The sequence below is a fragment of the Luteolibacter sp. LG18 genome, from assembly GCF_036322585.1.
In the GTDB taxonomy this organism is placed as follows: domain Bacteria; phylum Verrucomicrobiota; class Verrucomicrobiia; order Verrucomicrobiales; family Akkermansiaceae; genus Luteolibacter.
Genome location: NZ_AP024600.1, coordinates 2,841,662 through 2,862,525, shown reverse-complemented (window position 1 = coordinate 2,862,525; position 20,864 = coordinate 2,841,662). Strand labels below are relative to the sequence as shown.

Here is a 20,864-nt window from a genome sequence, read left to right as displayed (position 1 = left end):
CTGAATGGCGTGTTGGGGGCTTACCAGGGGAGGGCGACCTTGTGGCTTGGCAACGGTCCGTTGAGTTTCAGGAAGGCACTGTTGTCCCGCTTGAAGAGCGTGGTGGTGTCCCGCGGCGTGACCGCGGCATCCCCCACCTTCGCCCAGCGGCGGAGGGCCGGCTGGACCGGAGCCCCATCGAGCAGGAAGTAGGTGTCGTAACCGGTCTGGCCGGTGAGCGCGTCGCCGCGCCACAGGAAGAACTGGTCGGCCTTCTTGTAATCGCGGTCGCCGTCGAAGCCGTTCGGGATCGTCATGCCGCGGGAGAGCGGGGATTCGGCCAGCGGGTAGCCGCCCGCCACCAGGTTGTTGCCCGCGGCCAGCGGCAGCGCGAAGTCGTTCTGGCGGACCTTGCCATAGGCCAGCAGCGAACCCGGCGCTCCGAGGCAATTGATGAAGGTCCCCTGCCCCGGCGGGATGATGACATTGCCCTGGTCGGCCAGCGCGCCATCGTCCACCCGCACCCACTTCGGCGAACCACCGTTCAGGTAGAGCCAGTAGGAGGTGAAGGCGCCGGCCACGTAGGTCTGCACCTGGTCGGCGGTATCCTGCGCGTTGGTGGCGGTGAAGGCCTCCGGCGGGAAGACCTGGTTGAGCGTGCGGTGGACGCGGATCACGAAGCGGTCGCCCGCCAGCGTGGACGGCAGCGCGCCCGCCACCGTGTTGAACGGCGGACTCGCGGCGAAGAGGTTGTTGTCGCTGGCCAGCGTGAGCACACCCGTGCCCACGGCGGTGACGTCGAAGCGGTGGCCCGCCCAATCGCCGGACACCACCTCAAGGTAGTAGGCCGATCCCGGTACCAGCACCGTGGCGAGGTTCACGCCCGCGGCGGAGGTGGTGAGGTCGAGCTGCTGGCCGTTCACCGCATCAATCACGCCGGAGAACGGCGGGCACGAGACGAAGGCGTTGTTGTAGGTCCGGCAGGCCGTTCCCCAGTTCGACTGCACCCAACCGCCGACCTCCGTCACCGCATCGGCCTCGGGCACGGTATCGCCGTTGGCATCGAGGAAGACGTGGAGGCGCACGAAACCGGCACCGGCGAGGCCGGTCACGCTTTCCAGATCGAGGATGCGGACGGTTTCCGTGCCGTCACCGTTGTCCGTGATCTGGATGCTCCCCGGCGGCACCGTCACCGGTGTCCATCCGCCCGGTGCCAGGGTGAGGTCGGAGAGCGACTCCAGGCGATAGGTCACGTCGAGCGCGCCGCCCGCGGTGCGGGTGTAGACGGCGTCGATGGCGTTCGGATTGGTGTTCGATTTCACCAGGCAGAACGGATTGCCCGCACCGCTGGCCGGATCGATGCCGAAGGCATACTCGATGAGGTTGTTGGAGAGGTCGCCGTCCGGATTGTCCGCCGGGCCGTTCTGGCCACCCAGCGGATGGGCGGCCTGCCAACCGGCGAAGCGGTTCGGTTCCTTCAGCGGACGCAGCAGGAAGTCCTGGTTCGAAACGGTGGCACCGGCGGTCACCACCACCGGAGTCACATCGCCGATCACCAGCGTGTCACCGCCATCGGTATCCAGCACGCTGAGGTAACCACCCGGCAGGGTGATCCGCACCAGATCGCTGCCGGGAGCCACGCCGGTGAAAGTGTAGCTGCCGTCCGCGCCCGTGGTGGTCGTGGCGAGCGTGACATTGCCCGCGCCGATCAGGCGGACCGTCACTCCGGCCGCGCCACGGTCCGGCGTGCCATCGTTCTGCTGATCCACCCGCACGAAGCCGCGCACGGTGGCGGGCTGGAAGTAACCCACGCCCACGGGCACCGGTGTGTCCGTGTTCGCCACGGCCGTAACCGTCACCGGGTCGCTGCCCACGGTGCGGATCGCACCCGCGGGGATCTGTGGATCGTTGTCGACGATGTCCACCAGGGTGGCACCCGGCGGCACGGTGGCCGTCCAGTTGCCATTCGTGTCGGTGGTCACCGTCTGGGTCGCGCCGTTCACATCGGTGATGATCAGGTCGACGCCCGCGAGGCCCGGTTCTCCGGAATCCTCGGCGCCGTTGCCATTCACATCGGTGAAGAGGTGGCCGCTGACCGTGCCCGGACGATAGTAGCCGGTGCTGCCCGCGGAGGTGGTGATGCTGGCCACCGCCGTCACCGTCGTCGGATCGGTGCCCTGCGTGCGCAGAGCGCCGGTCGGGAACTGCGGATCGAGGTCGTCGATGTCGATCGAGGTCGTTCCCGGCGGCACGGTGGCCGTCCAGTTGCCGTTCGAGTCGGTCGTCACACGCTGGGTGTTGTTGATCGCACTGGTGACGAGCAGGTCGAGATCGGCGATACCTGGTTCCCCGGAGTCCTGCACGCCGTTGCCATTCCGGTCCACATACACGCGACCGGAAACCGTGGCCGGATAGAAGAAGCCCACCGGCGTGCTGCCGAGCGTGACACCCGCGACCGCGGTGAAGTTCGTGGTCGCACTGCCCTGCGTGACGACCGAGCCCGTGGGATACTGCGGATCGGTCGAATCCACCGTCGCCGAGGTCGCACCCGGCGGCACGGTGGCGCGCCAGTTGCCGTCCTGGTCGGTGGTCACGCGGGTCACGTTGCCGAGGCTGTCGGTGACGAGCACGTCGACGTTGGCGAGGTTGTGGATCAGGAAGTCCTGCTGGCTATTGCCATTGAGATCCAGATAGAGGTGGCCGGTCACGATCGCCGGGACGAAGAAGCCCTGTGGCGTGGTCTGGAAGGTGGTGCCCGCCGCCGCATTGACAGTGGTGAGCACCGTGCCCTGGGTCTGCACCGCTCCCGCCGGGAACTGCGGATCGGTTTCATCCACATCGATCTGGGTCGCCCCCGGTGGCACCTGCGCCGACCAATTGCCATTCACGCCCGTGACCACGATCTGGGTCACATCGTTGGAATCCGAGACGAACACGTTCACGCCCGCGAGATCCGGCTCACCGGAATCCTGGATGCCGTTGCCGTTGGTATCGCGGTAGAGATGGCCCGCGACGGTGCCAGGCTGATAGAAGCCCGCGCTGCCATCCGCCGGAGTCGTCTGGCCGGACACCACGGCGACGGTGGTGGGATTCGTGCCAGCCGTCTGGACCGAGCCCGCGGGAATGTCGGTGTCGGCCGTGTCGATCTCCACCGTGGTGGTGCCGGGCGGCACGCTGACCGTCCAGTTGCCGTTGGCATCGGTTTCCACCGTGTGGGGGTCGTTCAGGCTGTCGGTGATGACGACGGTGATGTTCGCGAGACCCGGCTCACCGGGATCCTCCACGCCGTTGCCATTGGTATCCGAGAACAGGTGGCCGCTGATGATACCAGGGAAGTAGTAGCCGGTGGAGCCCACCGAGGCCGGAGTGCCGCCGACCGCCGTGGCGGAACCGGTGGCCGAGCCCGCGGTGCGGACGAAGCCGGACGGGAACGCCGGGCCGTTTTCGGAAATCACCGAGCTGACCGCACCCGGGGCCACGCTCGCCGCCCACAGGCCGTTGTTGTTGGTCAGCACGGAGTTCACCACGCCATTGGAATCCGTGACCACCACGCTCACACCCGGCAAGCCGGGCTCGCCGCTGTCGCGGGTGCCATTGTGATTCACATCCACGAAGACCGTGCCGGTCACCAGGGTGGAGATGTAGTAACCGAGGTCGCCGGAAGCCACCGTGGTGCCCGCCACCGCCGTGACGCTGACCGGATCGGTGCCCTGGCTAATCGAAGCCCCCGCCGGGAACTGCGGGTCGGAGCCATCGACATCCGCCGTGGTGCTGCCCGGGCGAACGCTGGCCGTCCAGACGCCCAGCTCATTGGTGGAAACCGTCTGCTGGTTGCCCGCGGAATCCGTGACCACCACGTCGATGCCGGAGAGATCCGGTTCACCCGTGTCCTGCGCGCCGTTGTGGTTCACGTCCACGTAGAGGTGGCCGGTGACCGTGCCGAGGATCTGATAGCCCACTGGCACGGCCGCAGTGCTCGCGCCCGCCACGGCATTGACCGTCTGCGGATCGGTGCCCTGGCTGATGGTGCCACCTGCCGGGAACTGCGGATCGGCCTGGCTCACATCCACCACGGTGGCACCCGGCGGCACGCTGGCCGTCCAGTTGCCGCTGGAGTCGGTGCTGACCACCTGCACGGTGCCGTTGCTGTCGGTGATGCTTACGTCGACGTTAGCGAGGTCCGGTTCACCGGAATCCTGCACCCCATTGCCATTGGTATCGACGTAGAGATGGCCGGTGACGGTGGCCGCGAGATAGAAGCCATCCCGGCCGCCGCTGGTGCCGGTGCCCGCCACCGTGATGACGGTGGTGGGGTTCGTACCCTCGGTGCGGACCACGCCGGACGGCAGGTTCGGATCGGCGGCGGAAATGTCCGCCGTGGTGCTGCCCGGCGGCACGCTGGCAACCCAGGTGCCATCCGCGGCGGTGTAGACCGTGCGGGTGTTGTTCAGGCTGTCGGTCAACAAGACCGCCACACCGGCAACGCCCGGCTCGCCAACCTGGCGGCTGCCATTGCCGTTCACATCCAGATAGACCAGACCGGTGATGACAGCCGGCACGTGGTAACCATTCGTGCCTCCGGAAACCGCCTGGGTGGCCACGGCCGTGACCGTAGTCGGGTCGGTGCCCTGGGTGCGGGTGGAATCGGCCGGGAACTGCGGGTCGGTTTCATCGACATCCACCAAGGTGGTGCCGGGCGGCACGCTGGCGGACCAGTTGCCGTTGGTGTCGGTGGTCACCCGCAGGATCGCGCCGGTGCTGGTGGTGAGCACCAGGTCCACGTTCGGCAGCGGCGGCTCGCCCGCTCCCTGGGTGCCATTGCCATCCACATCGAGGTAGAGGTGTCCGTTCACGGTGGCCGGGAAGTAATAGCCATCGGTGCCGCCATTCACGGTCGTGCCCGCCACGGCGATGATGGAATTCGGATCGTTGCCCGCGAGGTGCACGCCGCCATCCGGGAAGGTGGTGTCGAACTCAAGCACGTCCACGTTGGTCAAGCCCGGCGGCACCACGGCCGTCCAATTGCCATTGGAGTCCGTCGTCACGTCATGCGGAATGCCGAGGATGTCGGTCACGCGGACCTTCACGCCCGCGAGTCCCGGTTCACCGCCATTCTGGAGCCCGTCGCCATTCGCATCGCGATAGACCAGACCGGTCACCGTCGCCGGGAGGAAGTAGCCGTCGTTGCCCGCGTTCACTACCTGACCGGCGATGGCGGTCACGGTGTTGGGATCGATGCCTTCGGTCAGGGTCACGCCCGCCGGGAACTGCGGATCGGCGTTGTCGACATCCACCGTGGTGGTGCCGGGTGGCACGCTGATCGACCAACCGCCGTTGGCATTCGTCGCCACGCGACGGACGGTGCCGAGCGAATCGGTGACGATCACATCCACATCGGCAATGCCCGGCTCATCCGCATTGCGGGTGCCGTTGCCATTGGTATCGAGATACACCACGCCGCTCAGCGGAGCCGGCTGGAAGTAACCCGCGCCACCGCCCACCGGCGTATCCACCCCGGCGACCGCCGTCACCGTCACCGGATCGCTGCCCGCGGTGCGGATCGCACCCGCCGGAATCTGCGGATCGCTGTCGACGATGTCCGCCGTGGTGCTGCCCGGCGGCACGATGGCCGTCCAGTTGCCGTTCGCATCGGTCGTGACCGTCTGGGTGCTGCCGTTCGAGTCCGTCACCAGTACATCGACGCCCGCGAGGCCCGGCTCCCCGGAGTCCTCGACGCCGTTGCCATTCGTATCCACGAACAGGTGGCCGCTGACCGAACCGGAGAGGTAGAAGCCAGCGCCTCCAGCCGAAACCGTGGTGCTCGCCACCGCGGTGATCGTGGTGGGATCGGTGCCCTGCGTCTGGAGATAGCCGGTCGGGAACTGCGGATCGGCATTGTCGATGTCGATCGTGGTCGTGCCCGGCGGCACGGTGGCGATCCAGTTGCCGTTGGCATCCGTCGTCACCCGCTGGGTGTTGTTGATCGCACTGGTCACCAGCACGTCGACGTTCGCCAGTCCCGGCTCGCCCGGATCCGCCTGGCCGTTGCCATTGGTATCGACATACAGGCGGCCGCTCACCGTGGCCGGGAAGAAGAAGCCCACCGGCGTGCTGCCCGTGGTGGCCCCCGCGATCGCCGTGAAGTTCGTCGTCGCGCTGCCTTGGGTGACCACCGAGCCCGTCGGGTATTCCGGATCGGTGGAGTCGACCGTCGCGAAGGTGGTGCCCGGTGGCACCGAGGCGCGCCAGTCGCCGTTCTGGTCGGTCGTGACGGTGCGGGTGGTGCCGAGGCTGTCGGTCACGAGGATGTCGACGTTGGCCAGGTTGTGGTAAACGAAGTCCTGCTGGCCGTTGCCATTCAGGTCCAGATAGAGGTGGCCGGTGACAATCGCCGGGACGAAATAGCCCGCCGCTCCCGCGGAAACCTCGCTGCCCGCCACCGCGGTGAGCGTGGTCAACGCCACACCCTGGGTCTGGGTCGCGCCCGCCGGATACTGCGGATCGGTTTCATCGATATCGATGCGGGTGGTGCCCGGCGGCACACTGGCCGACCAATTGCCGTCCGCGCCGGTGACCACCGTGCGGTTCACACCGGTGGAATCAACCACGAACACGTTCACGCCCGCGAGATCCGGCTCACCGGAATCCTGCGTGCCGTTGCCGTTGGTGTCGCGATAGAGATGACCCGAAACCAGCGCGGAGACGTAGAAGCCGCTGGTGCCGCTGTCCACATTCTGGCCGGAAACCGCGGTCACCACCGTGGGATCCACGCCCTGGGTCTGCACCGCGCCCGCCGGGAACTGCGGATCGTTCTCGTCCACATCGATGTGCACCAATCCGGGCGCGACCGTGGTCGACCACGCGCCGTTCCCATCGGTGGTCACGATGGTGAGGTCGCCGTTGCTGTCCGTGATCGCGAGATCGACTCCCGCCAGGAACGACTCGACACCGTCCTTCTGGCCATTGCCATTGGTATCGAAATAGAGGCTGCCGCTGACAGTGCCCGGGAAGTAGTAACTGGTCGCCCCCACCGTCGTCGGCGTGCCCGCGGTGGCCGTCACCGAACCAGTGGCGGAACCCGAGGTGCGGACGAAGCCGGTGGTGAACAGCGGACTGCTTTCGGTGATCGTGGTCGTCACCGCTCCCGGTGCCACCCCCGCGCTCCACACGCCCTGGTCGTTCGTCACCACCGTCTTCACGACATTGTTGGAATCGGTGACCACCACGCTCACGCCGGCCAGGCCGGGTTCATTCGGCTCGCGGGTGCCATTGTGGTTCACATCCACGAAGATCGTACCGTTCACGAGCGTCGAAATGTAGTAGCCGACGTTGCCGGTCGGCACCGAGGTGCCCGCCACCGCGGTGACGGTGACCGGGTCCACGCCCTCCGTGAGGGTCGCGCCGGTCGGGAACTGCGGATCGGCGTTGTCGACATCCGCGGTGACGGAGCCCGGGGCCACGTTCGCGATCCAGTTGCCCAGCGCGTCGGTTTCCACCGTCTGGCTGCCCAGGGTGTCGGTGACGGTCACGTTGATGCCCGAAAGGTTCGGCTCACCGGGGTCCTGCGTGGCGTTGTTGTTCACGTCCACGTAGAGATGGCCCGTGACCATGCCGAGGATGCGGTAGCCGATCGTTCCGGCCGGGGTGTTGCTCCCCGCCACGGCGGTCACCGTTTGCGGATCGGAGCCCTGGCTGATCGTGCCGCCCGCCGGGAACTGCGGATCGGCCTGGTTCACATCCACCAGCGTGGAACCTGGCGGCACGCTCACCGTCCAGTTGCCATTCGCATCGGTGCTCACCACCCGGACCACGCCGAGACTGTCGGTGATGGTCACGTCCACATCGGCGAGTCCCGTTTCCGCGCCATCCTGCACGCCGTTGCCGTTGGCATCGACATAGAGGTGACCGCTGACCACAGCCGGCTGGAAATAGCCGTCCTTGCCCGCGTCCGAGCTGACCCCGGCCACCGCGGTAACGGGACTTGGATCGGTGCCCTGCGTCTGCACGGAACCGCTCGGGATCGAAGCGGACGCCTGATCGACATCCACGATCGCCACGCCCGGTGGTACGCTGGCGGTCCAGCGGCCATCGCCGCCGGTGGTCACCACGTGCGGATTGCCGAGGCTGTCGGTGATCGTCACCGAAACACCCGCGATGCCGTTTTCATCGTTCTGCTGAGTGCCGTTGCCATTGGCATCGAGATACACCACGCCGGTCACCGTGGCCGCGATGTAGAAGCCATCGGTGCCCGCGGACACCGACTGGTTCGCCACCGCGGTGATGGTGTTTGGATCGGCACCGACGGTCTGCTGGGAACCCGCCGGATACTGCGGATCGCTCTCGCTTACCTTCACCTGGGTGGCACCCGGCGGCACGGTGGCCGTCCAGTTGCCGGAGCCATCCGTGGTCACCGTCTGCACGGCACCGTTGCTATCGGTGATTACTACATCGAGATCGGCGATGCCCGCCTCGGACGCGTCCTTCACGCCGTTGCCGTTCGCATCGAGGAACACGAAACCGGTCACCGTGGCCGGGAAATAGTAGCCATCGCGGCCCGAGTCGACCGACGAACCGGCCACCGCGACCACCGTGTTCGGATCGGTGCCCTCGCGGTGCACCGCGCCATCCGGGAAGGTGCCATCGAGCTCCAGCACATCCGCGATGGTGTCGCCCGGCGGCACGCTCACGGTCCAGACACCGGAACCGTTCGTCGTCGCCACCCGCACCACACCGAGGGAGTCCGTCACGCGGACCTTCACCCCGGCCAAACCGGCTTCGCTGCCGTTCAAGCTGCCGTCGCCGTTCACATCGCGGTAGACCAGACCGGTCACCGTCGCCGGGAGATAATACGCGTCGTTGCCCGCGTTCACCGTCTGACCAGCGATGGCCGTGACCGTGGTGGGATCGGTGCCCTCGGTCTGGGTCACGCCCGCCGGGAACTGCGGATCGGCGTTGTCGATGTCGACCGTGGCGCTGCCGGGCGGAATATTGATCGTCCACGCGCCATTCACATCCGTGGCCACGCGGCGCACGGTGCCGAGCGAATCGGTGACAACCACATCCACGTCGGCGATGCCAGGCTCGCCCGCGTCACGGGTGCCGTTGCCATTGGTGTCCGCATACAGCAGGCCCGCGAGGGTCGCGGCCTGGTAGTAGCCCGCGCCGCCACCGGCCGGGGTGTTCGCACCCGCAACTGCGGTCACTGTCACCGGATCACTGCCCGCGGTGCGGGTGGCACCCGCCGGGATCTGCGGATCGGTGTCAACGATGTCCACCAGCGTCGAACCCGGCGGCACGGTGGCCGTCCAGTTGCCGTTCGCATCGGTGGTCACCGTCTGGGTGTTGCCATTCACGTCCGTCACCAGCACGTCGACGTTCGCCAGGCCCGGCTCACCGGAGTCCTCCACGCCGTTGCCGTTCGTGTCCACGAACAAGTGGCCGCTCACCGTGCCGGAGCGATAGAAGCCCGCGCTGCCCGCGGAAACGGTGGTGCTCGCCACCGCGGTGACCGTCGTGGGGTCGGTGCCCTGCGTCTGCTGGTAACCGGTCGGGTACTGCGGATCGGCGTTGTCGATGTCGATCGTGGTCGTCCCCGGCGGCACCGTCGCCGTCCAATTGCCGGAGGCGTCCGTGGTCACGCGCTGGGTGTTATTGATCGCGCTGGTCACCAGCACATCGACGTTCGGCAGCCCCGGTTCACCGGAGTCCTGCACGCCGTTGCCATTGGTGTCCACATACAGGCGGCCGTTCACCGTGGCCGGGAAGAAGAAGCCGACCGGCGTGCTGCCCGTCGTCGCCCCCGCGATCGCCGTGAAGTTCGTGCTCACGCTGCCCTGCGTCACCACCGAGCCGGCCGGATACTCCGGATCGGAGGAGCTGATCACCGCGGTGGTGGCACCCGGCGGCACGATCGCGCGCCAGTCGCCGTTCGCATCGGTGAACACCGTGCGGGTGTTGCCGAGGCTGTCGGTCACGACCACATCGACGTTCGCCAGATTATGGAAGACGAAGTCCTGCTGGCCGTTGCCATTGAGATCCAAGTAGAGATGACCGGTCACGACCGCCGGGACGAAGAAACCCTGCGCGCCGCTCTGGACCGTAGTGCCCGCCGCAGCCGTCACGGTGGTCAAGGCCACGCCCTGGGTCTGGGTCGCCCCCGCCGGATACTGCGGATCGGTTTCATCCACATCGATGGTGGTGGTGCCCGGCGGCACGCTGGCCGTCCAGTTGCCATTGATCCCGGAAACCACCGTCTGGGTCGCACCGGTGGAACTGGTCACGAACACGTTCACGTTCGCCAGATCCGGCTCGCCCGAATCCTGCGTGCCGTTGCCATTGGTGTCACGGTAGAGGTGACCCGCCACCGTTGCCGCCTGATAGAACCCCGTGCCGCTGCCCGCGCTGGTATTCTGGCCGGAAACCGCGGTCACCGTCACCGGATCGACGCCCGCGGTGCGCACCGAACCCGCCGGAAGATCCGGATCGTTGTTGTCGATGTCCACGACCGTCGAGCCCGGCGGCACCGTGGCCGTCCAGTTGCCATTGGAACCGGTCACCACCGTTTGGGTATTCCCCAAGCTGTCGGTGATCAGGACACTGATGTTCGCCAGGCCCGGCTCACCGGGATCCTCCACGCCGTTGCCGTTCGTATCGGAGAACAGGTGGCCGCTGAGGGTGCCCGGGAAGTAGTACCCCGTGGAGCCCACCGAAACCGGCGTGCCGACAACCGCCGTCACCGAGCCGGTGGCGGAGCCCGCTGTCCGCACGAAACCGGATGGGAACGCCGGGCCGCTTTCCGTGATCGAGGTGGTGGTGGCACCGGGAGCGACGCTCGCCGACCACACGCCCTGCGAGTTCGTCACCACCGTGCGCACCACGCTGTTGGAATCCGTGACCACCACGCTCACCCCGGCCAAGCCGGGTTCGCCGTTGTCGCGCGCGCCATTGTGGTTCACGTCCACGAACACCGTGCCGGTCACCAAGGTGGAGATGTAATAGCCCACCGCCGTGGTCGGCACCGAGGACCCGGCCACCGCCGTCACAGTGACCGGATCGCTGCCTTGGGTCAGGGTCGCGCCCGCCGGGAACTGCGGATCGGCGTTGTCGATGCCCGCCGTGGTGGAGCCCGGCGGTACGCTGGCCACCCAGTTGCCCGCGGCGTCCGTCGACACCGTCTGTGTCTGGCTCAGCGAGTTGGTGACCAACACATCGATGTTCGAAAGGTTCGGCTCACCGGCGTCCTGGTTGCCGTTGTTGTTCACGTCCACGTAGAGGTGGCCGGTGACCAGGCCGAGGATGCGGTAGCCCACCGTTGCCGCTGGCGTGCTGGCACCCGCCACGGCCGTGACCGTCTGCGGATCGCTGCCCTGGCTGATGGTGCCGCCCGCCGGGAACTGCGGGTCGCTGTTGTCCACGTCCACCGTGGCGGAACCCGGAGGCACGCTCACGGTCCAATTGCCGCTGGCATTGGTGCTGACCACGCGTACCACGCCGAGAATGTCGGTGATTTTCACGTCGACATTGGCGAGGCCGGTTTCCGCACCGTCCTGCGTGCCGTTGCCGTTCGTGTCGATATAGAGATGGCCGGTCAGAGTCGCTGCCTGATAGAAGCCATCCTTGCCCGCGCTGGTGCTCACGCCCGCCACCGCGGTCACGGTGGTGGGATCGGTGCCCTCGGTGCGGACCGCGCCGCTCGGGATATTCGGATCGGCGTCAACGATGTCCGCGATGGTGGTGCCCGGCGGCACGCTCACGGTCCAGTTGCCGTTGGTGTCGGTCGTGACGTTGCGGGTGATGCTGCGGCTATCCGTGATCACCAGGGCGACCCCGGCCAGCGGGAGTTCGCCGGAATCCTCGGTGCCGTTGCCATTGCGGTCGATGTAGAGGTGGCCGGTCACCGTGGCCGGGATGTAGAGGCCGTCGATACCGCCGGAGGTCGACTGGGCGGCCACCGCGGTGAAGGTCGTGGGGTCGTCGCCCTGGGTGCGGGTCGCGCCTGCGGGATACTGCGGATCGGTTTCATCGATGTCCGCGATGGTGGTGCCCGGCGGCACGCTGGCCGTCCAGTTGCCCGAGGAATCCGTCGCCACCCGCTGGGTCGCGCCGGTGCTGGCGGTGATCACCACGTCCACGTTCGCCAGCGAGGGTTCGCCCGCGCCTTGGGTGCCGTCGCCATTGGTATCGATGTAGAGGTGGCCGGTCACCGTGGCCGGGAAATAGTAGCCATCGGTGCCGCCGTTGGTGGTCGTCCCGGCCACCGCGGTCACGGTGTTCGGATCGGTGCCTTCCCCATGCACGCCGCCGCTCGGGAAGGTGGCATCGAGTTCGAGCACGTCGACCGTCGCCAAGCCCGGAGGCAGGGTCACGGTCCAGACACCGGAGGCATTGGTGGTGACATCCCGCACCACGCCGAGAACGTCGGTGATCCTTACCTTCACGCCGCTCAGGCCCGGCTCTCCGCCGTTCTGCGCGCCGTTCCCGTTCACATCGCGATAGACCAGGCCGCTGAGGGTGGCCGACTGATAGAAACCGTCGTTGCCCGCGCTGACCGTGCCGCCGCCGGTGACGGTGACCACCGTCGGGTCGGTGCCCTCGGTGCGGACCGCGCCCGCCGGGATCTGAGCGCTGGCCGTGTCGACCTTCGCCGAGGCACTGCCCGGCTGCACGCTGGCGCTCCAGTTGCCGTTCGTGCCGGTGGTCGTGGTAACCGTGCCGCTCGCGGAATCCGTGATGGTGATCGTGACGCCATTGAGGTTCGGCTCGCCGGAGTCCTGCGTGCCGTTGCCATTGGTATCGATGTAAAGATGGCCGGTGACCGTGCCCGGACGTTCCTCGACGAACGAGGCCGCGAGCGAACCACCCGCTGTGAGCGTGCGCGCCACCTTGTTGTCCACGCCGCCGTCCGTGTCGGTGACATTGAGATAGCCCGATGGCTGGGTTTCCACGACCACGTAGCTGCCCGGCGGCAGGCCGGTGAAGCTGTAGGAGCCGTCCGCGGCCGTCACGGCCGTGCCCTTCACCACGCCATCGGCCTGGTTGCCGTCGCCATTCGGATCGCTGTAAAGCGTGATCGTCACGCCCGCGATGCCGGTGTCACCGGTGTTGTCGTTGTTCGTGTCCTCCAGGACCGTGCCGGAAATGCTGCCGAGACTGGTGTTCGGCACGAAGCCGAAGTCCACGGTGTTGTCCGTCTCGTTCGCGGCGATGGCGATCACCGGGCTGCGCACCGGCTGGCCGGACGCCGTCTGGATGCCATTGTCGTCGTTGTTCTCCTGGTTGTCCGCCGTATCGGTGAAGTCCGAGGACAGCGGAGCGGAAACCAAGGCCCCGCCGGTGGCGAAGTTCGCCGCGGGCAGATACACCACATACGAACCCGCGGGCACGTAGGCGAACGAGTAGACGCCGCTCGAATCGGTGGTGGTGGTGCGGTAGGGCGTGTCCGTGCCCGGCGTTTGCGTCGACTTGTAGAGCTGCACCGCCACGTTCGCGATGCCGGCCTCGCCGCTGTCGAGCAGGCCGTTGTTGTTCACGTCGCTCCACACCGTGTTGCCGATCGTGCCGAGCAGCGTCAGGTTGTTGGAGTCGAGGAAGTCATTCGCCGCCGAGGTCTGCGAGGCCGCGATCGTCACCGGCACGCGGTTGTCGTTCGGCAAGGTCTTGTCCGCGGTGCTGGCGTAGCCGGAAAGGTCGGTTTCGACCACCACGTAGGTGCCCGGCGGCACCAGCGTGAAGCTGTAATTGCCGGAGGCGTTGGTGGTGGCGGTGGCGTAGATGGTGCCGTCGAGCGGATTGCCGTCGCCGTTCGGGTCGGTGTAGAGATCCACCGTCACGCCGCTGATGCCGGTGTCGGCGTCGAGCAGATCGCCGTCGCCGTCGGTGTCGTTGCGGACCTGGCCGTTGATCGTGCCGTAAAGCGCCGGATCGATGTAGAGATCGAGGAAGTTGCGGCCGGTGGTGGCGGTGAGCGTGGTGAGCGTCACCTTGATCCGGTTGTCATTCACCCCGTCGATGTCCGTCACGCTCGAGTAGCCGGTGGGATCGGACTCGACCACGACGTAGTTGCCGAGCGCGAGGTTGAGGAACTCGTAGCTGCCATCCGACAGCGAGGTGGTGATGGCCTGCACCGTGCCGTCCGACGGGTTGCCGTCGCCGTTCGGGTCGGTGTAGAGCGTCAGCGCGACGCCGGGCAAGGCGATGTCGCCGCCGAAGCCGGACACACCCTTGTCCTCATAGGTGAAGCCGCTGATGCTGGCCGCGGAAGTCACCAGCGTGGCGCTGCCGCTGGTCGCGGGCACCGAGTCGTTGTTCGCGTCGACCGCGTAGTTGACCGCGGCGGTGTTGGTCGCCGGGTTCGCAGAACCCTTTACCTTGAGGGTCACCGTGAGCGTCTGGGTGGCACCGACCGCGAGGCTGCCTGAACCGGTGATGTCGTTCCACAGGATCGTGCCGTTGCCGGTGGCGTTCGGCGTGAGACTGGAGGAAACGTATTCGAAGGTATCGCCGCTGTAGAGGTCCTCCAGCGGCAGGGTTGGAATCGCCGTGGTGCCGGAGTTCTGGATCGCGATACTGAAGACCACGTTGTCGCCCTTGCCCGCCGTGCCGGAAGCCGGGCTCACCACCGTCTTGGTGACGGTGACGCGCGGACGGGTGATGGTGAGGTTCGCCGAGCTGTTCGAGCTGGCGGTACCCGCAGTGACCGCGGCCGAGTTCGTCACCGTGCCGCCCGCCGCGTTCGCGGTGAAGTTCACGTAGATCTCCGCGGCCTGCCCCTGCGTGAGCGGACCGACGTTCGACCAGGTGATCGTTCCGCCGGAAATCCCGGTCGGCGTGGTGGTGGCGGAAACGTAGGTCAGGTTCGCCGTCGGGAAGGTGTCGGTGACCGAGACCGTGGAAAGCGTGGTGCCGCCGGTGTTCAGGACACGCAGGCGGAACTGCACCGCCTCGCCCGCGATCGCCTGGCCGTCCGCCGGGGAAATGAGCGTCTTGGTGATCGAAACGCCGTCGACCGCCGTGGCGGCGGGCACGGTGGCGGAATCCGTCGAGACGTCGGTGGAGTCGTTCGGATCGACGTAGGTGACACCCAGCGCGCTGCCGGTCGGCGCGTAGAGCGTGCCGTTGTTGCTGGTGCCCACGGTGGTGGCGCTGGCGGGCAGGGTGGCGGTGAAGATGCCGGTGTTCACGCCGGTTTCGGTAAGCGTGATCGTCTCGCTGTCCCCGCTGCTGCTGGTCACGGTGACGGTCACGGTTTCCACCGCAGCGGCGTTCTTGTTCTCATCGAGATCGGTCACGCGGACCACGATCGACTCGTTCGCCGCGTAGGTCAGCGTGCTGGCACCGCCGGTGGTGAAGAACTCGACCGTCGACGGGGTGCCCACATCGAGGTTCGCCAGATTCACCGAGGTCGAACGCTGGGCCTGGATCGTGTTCTCAAGGCCTTCCTTGGCAGTCGCCACGATCGAATAGGCACCCGTGGTCGAGCCGGTGCGCCACTGGTATTCGTAAGTCTTCGACGAAGCGGTGGAGGCCACCACGTTCGTGTCGGTGAGCGTCGTCGAGATATCCCCCGCCGTGCCCGGACCGTCGATGGACAACGGCAGGCTGGTGATATCGTAGGCACCGAAGGGGTCGCCCGCGACCGTGCGGACGTAGAGCACCTGGCCGTTCGCCGGGGCGGAAACCAGCGTGCCGTTCGGATACGGCGCATCATACACGCCCACCGAATCGACGTGGATCACCGTGCTGGTCGGCAAGGTGATGCGCGAGGGCTTCGTCGTGCTGTCGTAGTCGATGCGGAACACCACTCCGGCCACCGCGGTGGTGATGTCGAGGGCGATCGACTGGCCGGACGGCACCGTGACGGCGCTCGAAAGAGCCGGGAAGGTGAAGGTCAGAATGCCGCCGCTGGAGCTGGCCGAGCTGCTGGTGGCGATGGTCGTGGAGCCGTAGCGCAGGGTCGCCGTGACCGCGGGCGAGGCCGGCATGGTGCCGGTGGTGGCGGTGAAATAGGCCTGCGCGCCGAGCACCGAGCCGGAAGGGATCACCAGGTTTTCCGCCAATACCGGCGTCTGGGTGAAGGTCAGTGAACCGGTGGTGGTCGCGGGCTTGATCGGCACGCTGATGCACGCCCAGGCGTCCGAACCGGTGGTCCAGCTCGAAACCGTCGCCAGTGCGCCCGCCTTGGTGGTCGCGGCACTGCGGATGCCATCCGAGTTCGCGGTGCCGACGGTGGTGTTGAACAACTCGGTCTGGCCGGAGGTCGTCGTCGCGGCACGCGCGTCATCGAGCGCCAGCGTCGCATACACCAGTTCACCGGTGGCGGAAACCGCCGTCACACTGGCGGTGGTGCCGGTGCCGGTGGCGGTCACCGCCGTGCCGAACGGCGCACTCTGGCTTACCCCGGTGAAGGTGGTGACCCCCACGTGCATGGTGTCCGCCGCCTGCACGCCGGTGGCATTCACCACCACATTGGCGGTGCCGCTCGCCGGATTCACCAGGTACCAGACCTGGGTCGAGGCCTCCTGGCCGGAAAGCTGGGTGGCAAGGCGGGTCAGGGCGACACCTCCGTAGGTCACGCCCGTGATCGACATCCCTGCGACATCGTCATCCTCGTAGTTGACCGCCACCATCATCAGGCGGTTGGTGCCGGTGCCGGTGGTGTGGGCTACGGTGAGTGAGGAGAACGGCCCCAGCGAACCGCCGCTGGTCGTGGCTGCCGCGGCCACGGTCGCCGTGCCGGTGGTGATCGTCGCGGTGCTTGCCGTCGAGCTGTCCGCGGAGGTGACCGGATCGATGCGGTCCAGGTCCTGGTCCGGGCTGCCGACGCCGTCCGTGCTCAAATAGAGGATCTTGGTCGGCGTCGCCGCCGCGATGGTCGCCGAAGCGGTGGCCGTTTCCCCGTAGATCGGATCGGTGTAGCTCACGGTCAACGCGTTGCCGGAGAACACATTCAAGGTGCCGTCGTTCGGTCCCAGGCCCGCGGTCGAGGACGAGGGCAGCGCCGTGGTGTTCCGGAAAATCCCGGTGTTCACCCCGGTCTCGGTGAGGGTGATCGTTTCATAATCCCCCGTGCTGGTGTTCTTCACGATCACCGTGAAGGTCTGCACCGTGGTGGTGCTGGTGTTCGCATCCGGATCGGTGACCGTGACGTAGACCCCATCTCCCACCGCGTAGGAGGTGGTGGTTGTGCCCGCCGCCACGCTGAAGGACGCCGTGGCCGCGGTGCCGCCGCCGGGGACGGACACCGTGTTGTTCGAGGTCACGCCCGCGTAGGAGGTGGACACCGTGTTCGAAATCGATCCCGCCGAGGTGATGGTGGCGCGGTATTTGAACGACGTGGTCTGGCCGCGCTGCAGCACGGGCACGTTGACCCCGCTGCCATCCAGCGGGAACGGCGTGCCGGTGGTACCATCCGCGATCGCGACACCGTCGCGCGTGGTACTGTTCGCCACGTAGGTGACCTGAGCCGGCAGGGCATCCAGCACGAGCAGGTTGCCGAGAGCGACAAGGCCCGCGTTGTCCATCGTGATCGTGTATTCCAGCGTGTCGCCGATGCTCAGGCCGGCGGTGTTCGCGTCGATCGCGATGGCCGAGGCCTTGCGGACCACCGGAACCGGGAACGCCGGGATGGTGGTGCCCGCGTCGAGGTAGGGATTGCCCGAACCGGCGGTGGCGGGATCCTCACCCCACGCGCCCGCGATCAAGGTGCCGTCCACCGTGTAAACGCGCATGCCGGTCTGGTCCTTGTCCGGATCGAACAGTTTCAACACCTGCAGGGCCGAAACCTGGAACGAGGCATCGCACTTGCCGCCCAGCGGGTCGGTCACGCTGCCCGCGCGGTCGCCGTTGTAGTCCACGTAAACGGTGGTGTTCTTCACCGCCGTGACCCACACCGGGTTGCCATTCACCGTCGGCGTGGTTTCGGAACTGCCAGGTCCCCAGCCCAGCGACAGGCTGGTCGTGAGGTCCGCCTCCTGCACCAGGCTGAAGCCCCAGTCATAGACGTTGTTCGCGGTCGGCTTCGCCCCCACCGTCGCGATCGCGTAGAAGTTCTTCCCGGCGGTATTGATGAAGCTCGCACCGGAGTCCTGCGGCATCTGGTAGATGTAGTTGCTCTTCGCCGGGATGCTCACCGAGCTGGCCCCCACGCGCGTGGTCACGTTCACGGTGATCGCGGCGCTGTCCGGGTTGTAGAGGAACACGAAGGTCTCGTTGCCGTTCGAAGCCGTCCCCACCGGGCTGTAATAACGGGTGCCCCACTGCGCGGTCGGCGCAATCGAGTACCAGCGGTTCTCGTAGTTGCCGCCGATGTCCCCGGTGATGATGTTCACCTGCACCGGCTTCGAGGCCACCACCGTGGCTCCCCGGTAGACCCCGCGGTCCACGTAATAGCTTTCCCCCTGCCCCAGGGTGACGGTGGTGTCCACCACCCCGTCCGCGTTCTTGTCGATCTGGACCTGCGTGCCCGGCTGTGAGGCCTGCACGAACAGCGAGGTCAGCTCGAACATCGAGCTCGTCACCGGCGTCGGATAAATCTCGTTCTCCCCCACCGGGATCACGAAACTGGTGCCCCAGTCCAGTGTGGACGGCATCGCCGCGGCCCCCGCCAGCACCGCCCCCGGCGTGGTCGCCCACGAGGCGCGGGTCATCACGATCCCGCGGGTGGCCCCCACGCGGTCGCGACCATCGTAAAGGAACGTCGAGGGATTCCGCGGCAGCGCGATCTGGTTGCGCAGCGCGATCACGGTGCCCGCCGGCAGCCCGTTCGGATCGTTCGCGAAGCCCGGCGGCTTGCCGTTCGCATCATTGCCGTCGCCCCAAATCTCGGTCGTGGATTGGGTCGGGCTGTCGAGGTTCACCTCATAGCCATCCTCCCAGTGGTCATACACGATCTTGGTGCCACTGACCGCCGCCACCATGGAGACGGTGGAGTCCATCGTCGTGCCCGTGTTGCTGGCCAGCGCCAGGAACGTCTGCCGAATCTGAGCTTCCGGCATCGGCACATAATATTCCTGAACGATCGATTGGGAATACGCGGCCGCCAGTCCCGCGAGCGCGAGAACGGGGTGAATCAGGGCACGCAATCCTTGGAGAGCGGGTCGGAAGGTCATGGGGTATGGGCGGCGGCCCTCCTGAAAGGGGCTCGTCCGTGGGCATGACTCCACGATCGGAAATCCTCGCGGACTCCTACGATCCTCCCGGGAAGGCAGATGGGGTGATGACAGCGTTGATTGCCCCGGGAGGAACCGCTGGCGCGGTGAGTGATCGGAGCCTTTTTAGAGCTCTTGCCGGGGATATGTCAACTCATCCCAATTCGCAAAAAAACACCGCCCACCATAACCCTATAAGCGAAACGATTTCGCCACCCATTGCATTGCATTTCGTAACGGCCAAAGCCCCAAAACCCTTGCAGCGTATTGCAAAACGCACTGAAAAGCCCGCATTCCTAACAGCAGCATCGATGTCGGAGGAACTTTTTCGGCCACATCTTCAGGAGCAAAATCGGACATATCATTCCGCATTGCAATCCGCGAATTCCCATCTCTCCCAAATCCCCGCTTTCTCCTCGCGATCACCACCTTTTCTCAACAGTCCGACGACCGCAATATGGGCTTTCATCGCATTGCGATACGCACTATTCGTCCGCACCGCCACACCATGAAGTTTTTCCGCGCCCCGGAGCACCCCGTCATCCGCGATTTCTGGCGCGGCCTGACGACTCCTTCCGCCGGCGTCCTGAAGATGGCCGCGGTTCTCCTGCTGCTGCTGCTTGTGGCACTCACCATTCAGGCGCGGCATTTCCGCCATCAGGTCGAGGCGGGTGAGATCCAGTGGCAGGGTTTCAGCGACGACTACACCCGCTCGTCCATTCTGGCCGTCCGCGGGGCCCGCCTCGAAACCACGCCCGACACGCCAGCTCTCGTCTTCGTCGGCCCCTCCGCCCTCCGCTGTTGGCTGCCGCACCCGGATGACGCCGGAGCCATCGCCTCCGCGGCCGTAGGCAGACCCGTGCGGACCCTTTCCCTGTGCGGCAACAAGCAGAGCCCGGCCATGACCGCCGCCTTGGTCGAGCGTTTCGGAGCGGGATTCGACGGCTGGTTCGTGCTCGGGGTGAACCGCCAATCCCTGGGTCGCGAACCCAGCACCGCCGACCGGGAATTCCACGGCAAGGAATCGCGGGTGCTGGGATTCGAATCGGGCGTCCTGCGCGAGGATGCCGTCTGGTTCGGCAATCCCCAGGAACCCCGCACCGGCTGGGATCTCTGGGACCACCGGGCTTTCTACCTCCAAGCCAAACTGGGCCTGGCCCCATCCATCCAAGGACCCAACGCCTACAACCCGTTCTTCGCCACCTCCTCCATCGATACCGGCACGGTCCACGCCGGCGTCAACCGCCTCGATGCGGCCTGCCTCGATCATCACTTGAAATGGCTGGAACGCATGGTGACCCGGCTCCGCGCCTCCGGCCCGGCGCGGGTGGCCCTGGTGGAAACCCCGTGGGTCGACCCGTTCATGGCCGACATGCACACCCCCGCATGGCAGGAGGACGAAGCCACCTACCAGCGGGCCATGCGGGAATGGTCGCAACTTCACGCGGTCCCGTGGATTCAATCGCCGATGGAATTCCAGGCCACCCCGGCGGATTTCGCCGATTCCCGCCACATCGGCGCGGACCGGTTGAGACGCGAATTCCTCGAAACCGTCACCCGCCAACTCCTTTCCCGTTAGATCTCACCCCGCCATGACGCCACCCTCATCCGGGCATTCGAAAGCCTTCCACCTCGGCCGGCTCGTGCAAGCGGTCGTGCTCGCGCTGGCCGCCGCCGCCGTGCTGATCCAACTGCTCCGCAACAGCACCGAGCTGACGTTCCGCTACGGGGGATTCTAAC

The 20,864-nt window shown here is 66.7% G+C and carries 3 protein-coding genes; 2 read left to right on the top strand and 1 reads right to left on the bottom strand.

Annotated features, from left to right (window positions below):
* Positions 1 to 20: 20 nt before the first annotated feature.
* Positions 21 to 19,085 (bottom strand): SdrD B-like domain-containing protein, encoded by a 19,065-nt coding sequence (locus llg_RS11780; protein WP_338290142.1) that lies wholly within the window; start codon positions 19,083 to 19,085, stop codon positions 21 to 23.
* Positions 19,086 to 19,632: 547 nt separating this feature from the next.
* On the opposite strand from llg_RS11780, the gene llg_RS11775 reads away from it, so the two are divergent.
* Positions 19,633 to 20,703, top strand: a complete 1,071-nt coding sequence (locus llg_RS11775) for an SGNH/GDSL hydrolase family protein (RefSeq protein WP_338290141.1) — start codon at positions 19,633 to 19,635, stop codon at positions 20,701 to 20,703.
* Positions 20,704 to 20,716: 13 nt separating this feature from the next.
* A complete protein-coding gene (locus llg_RS11770) occupies positions 20,717 to 20,863 on the top strand; it encodes a hypothetical protein (protein ID WP_338290140.1) in 147 nt (48 codons plus the stop codon).
* Position 20,864: the final 1 nt, after the last annotated feature.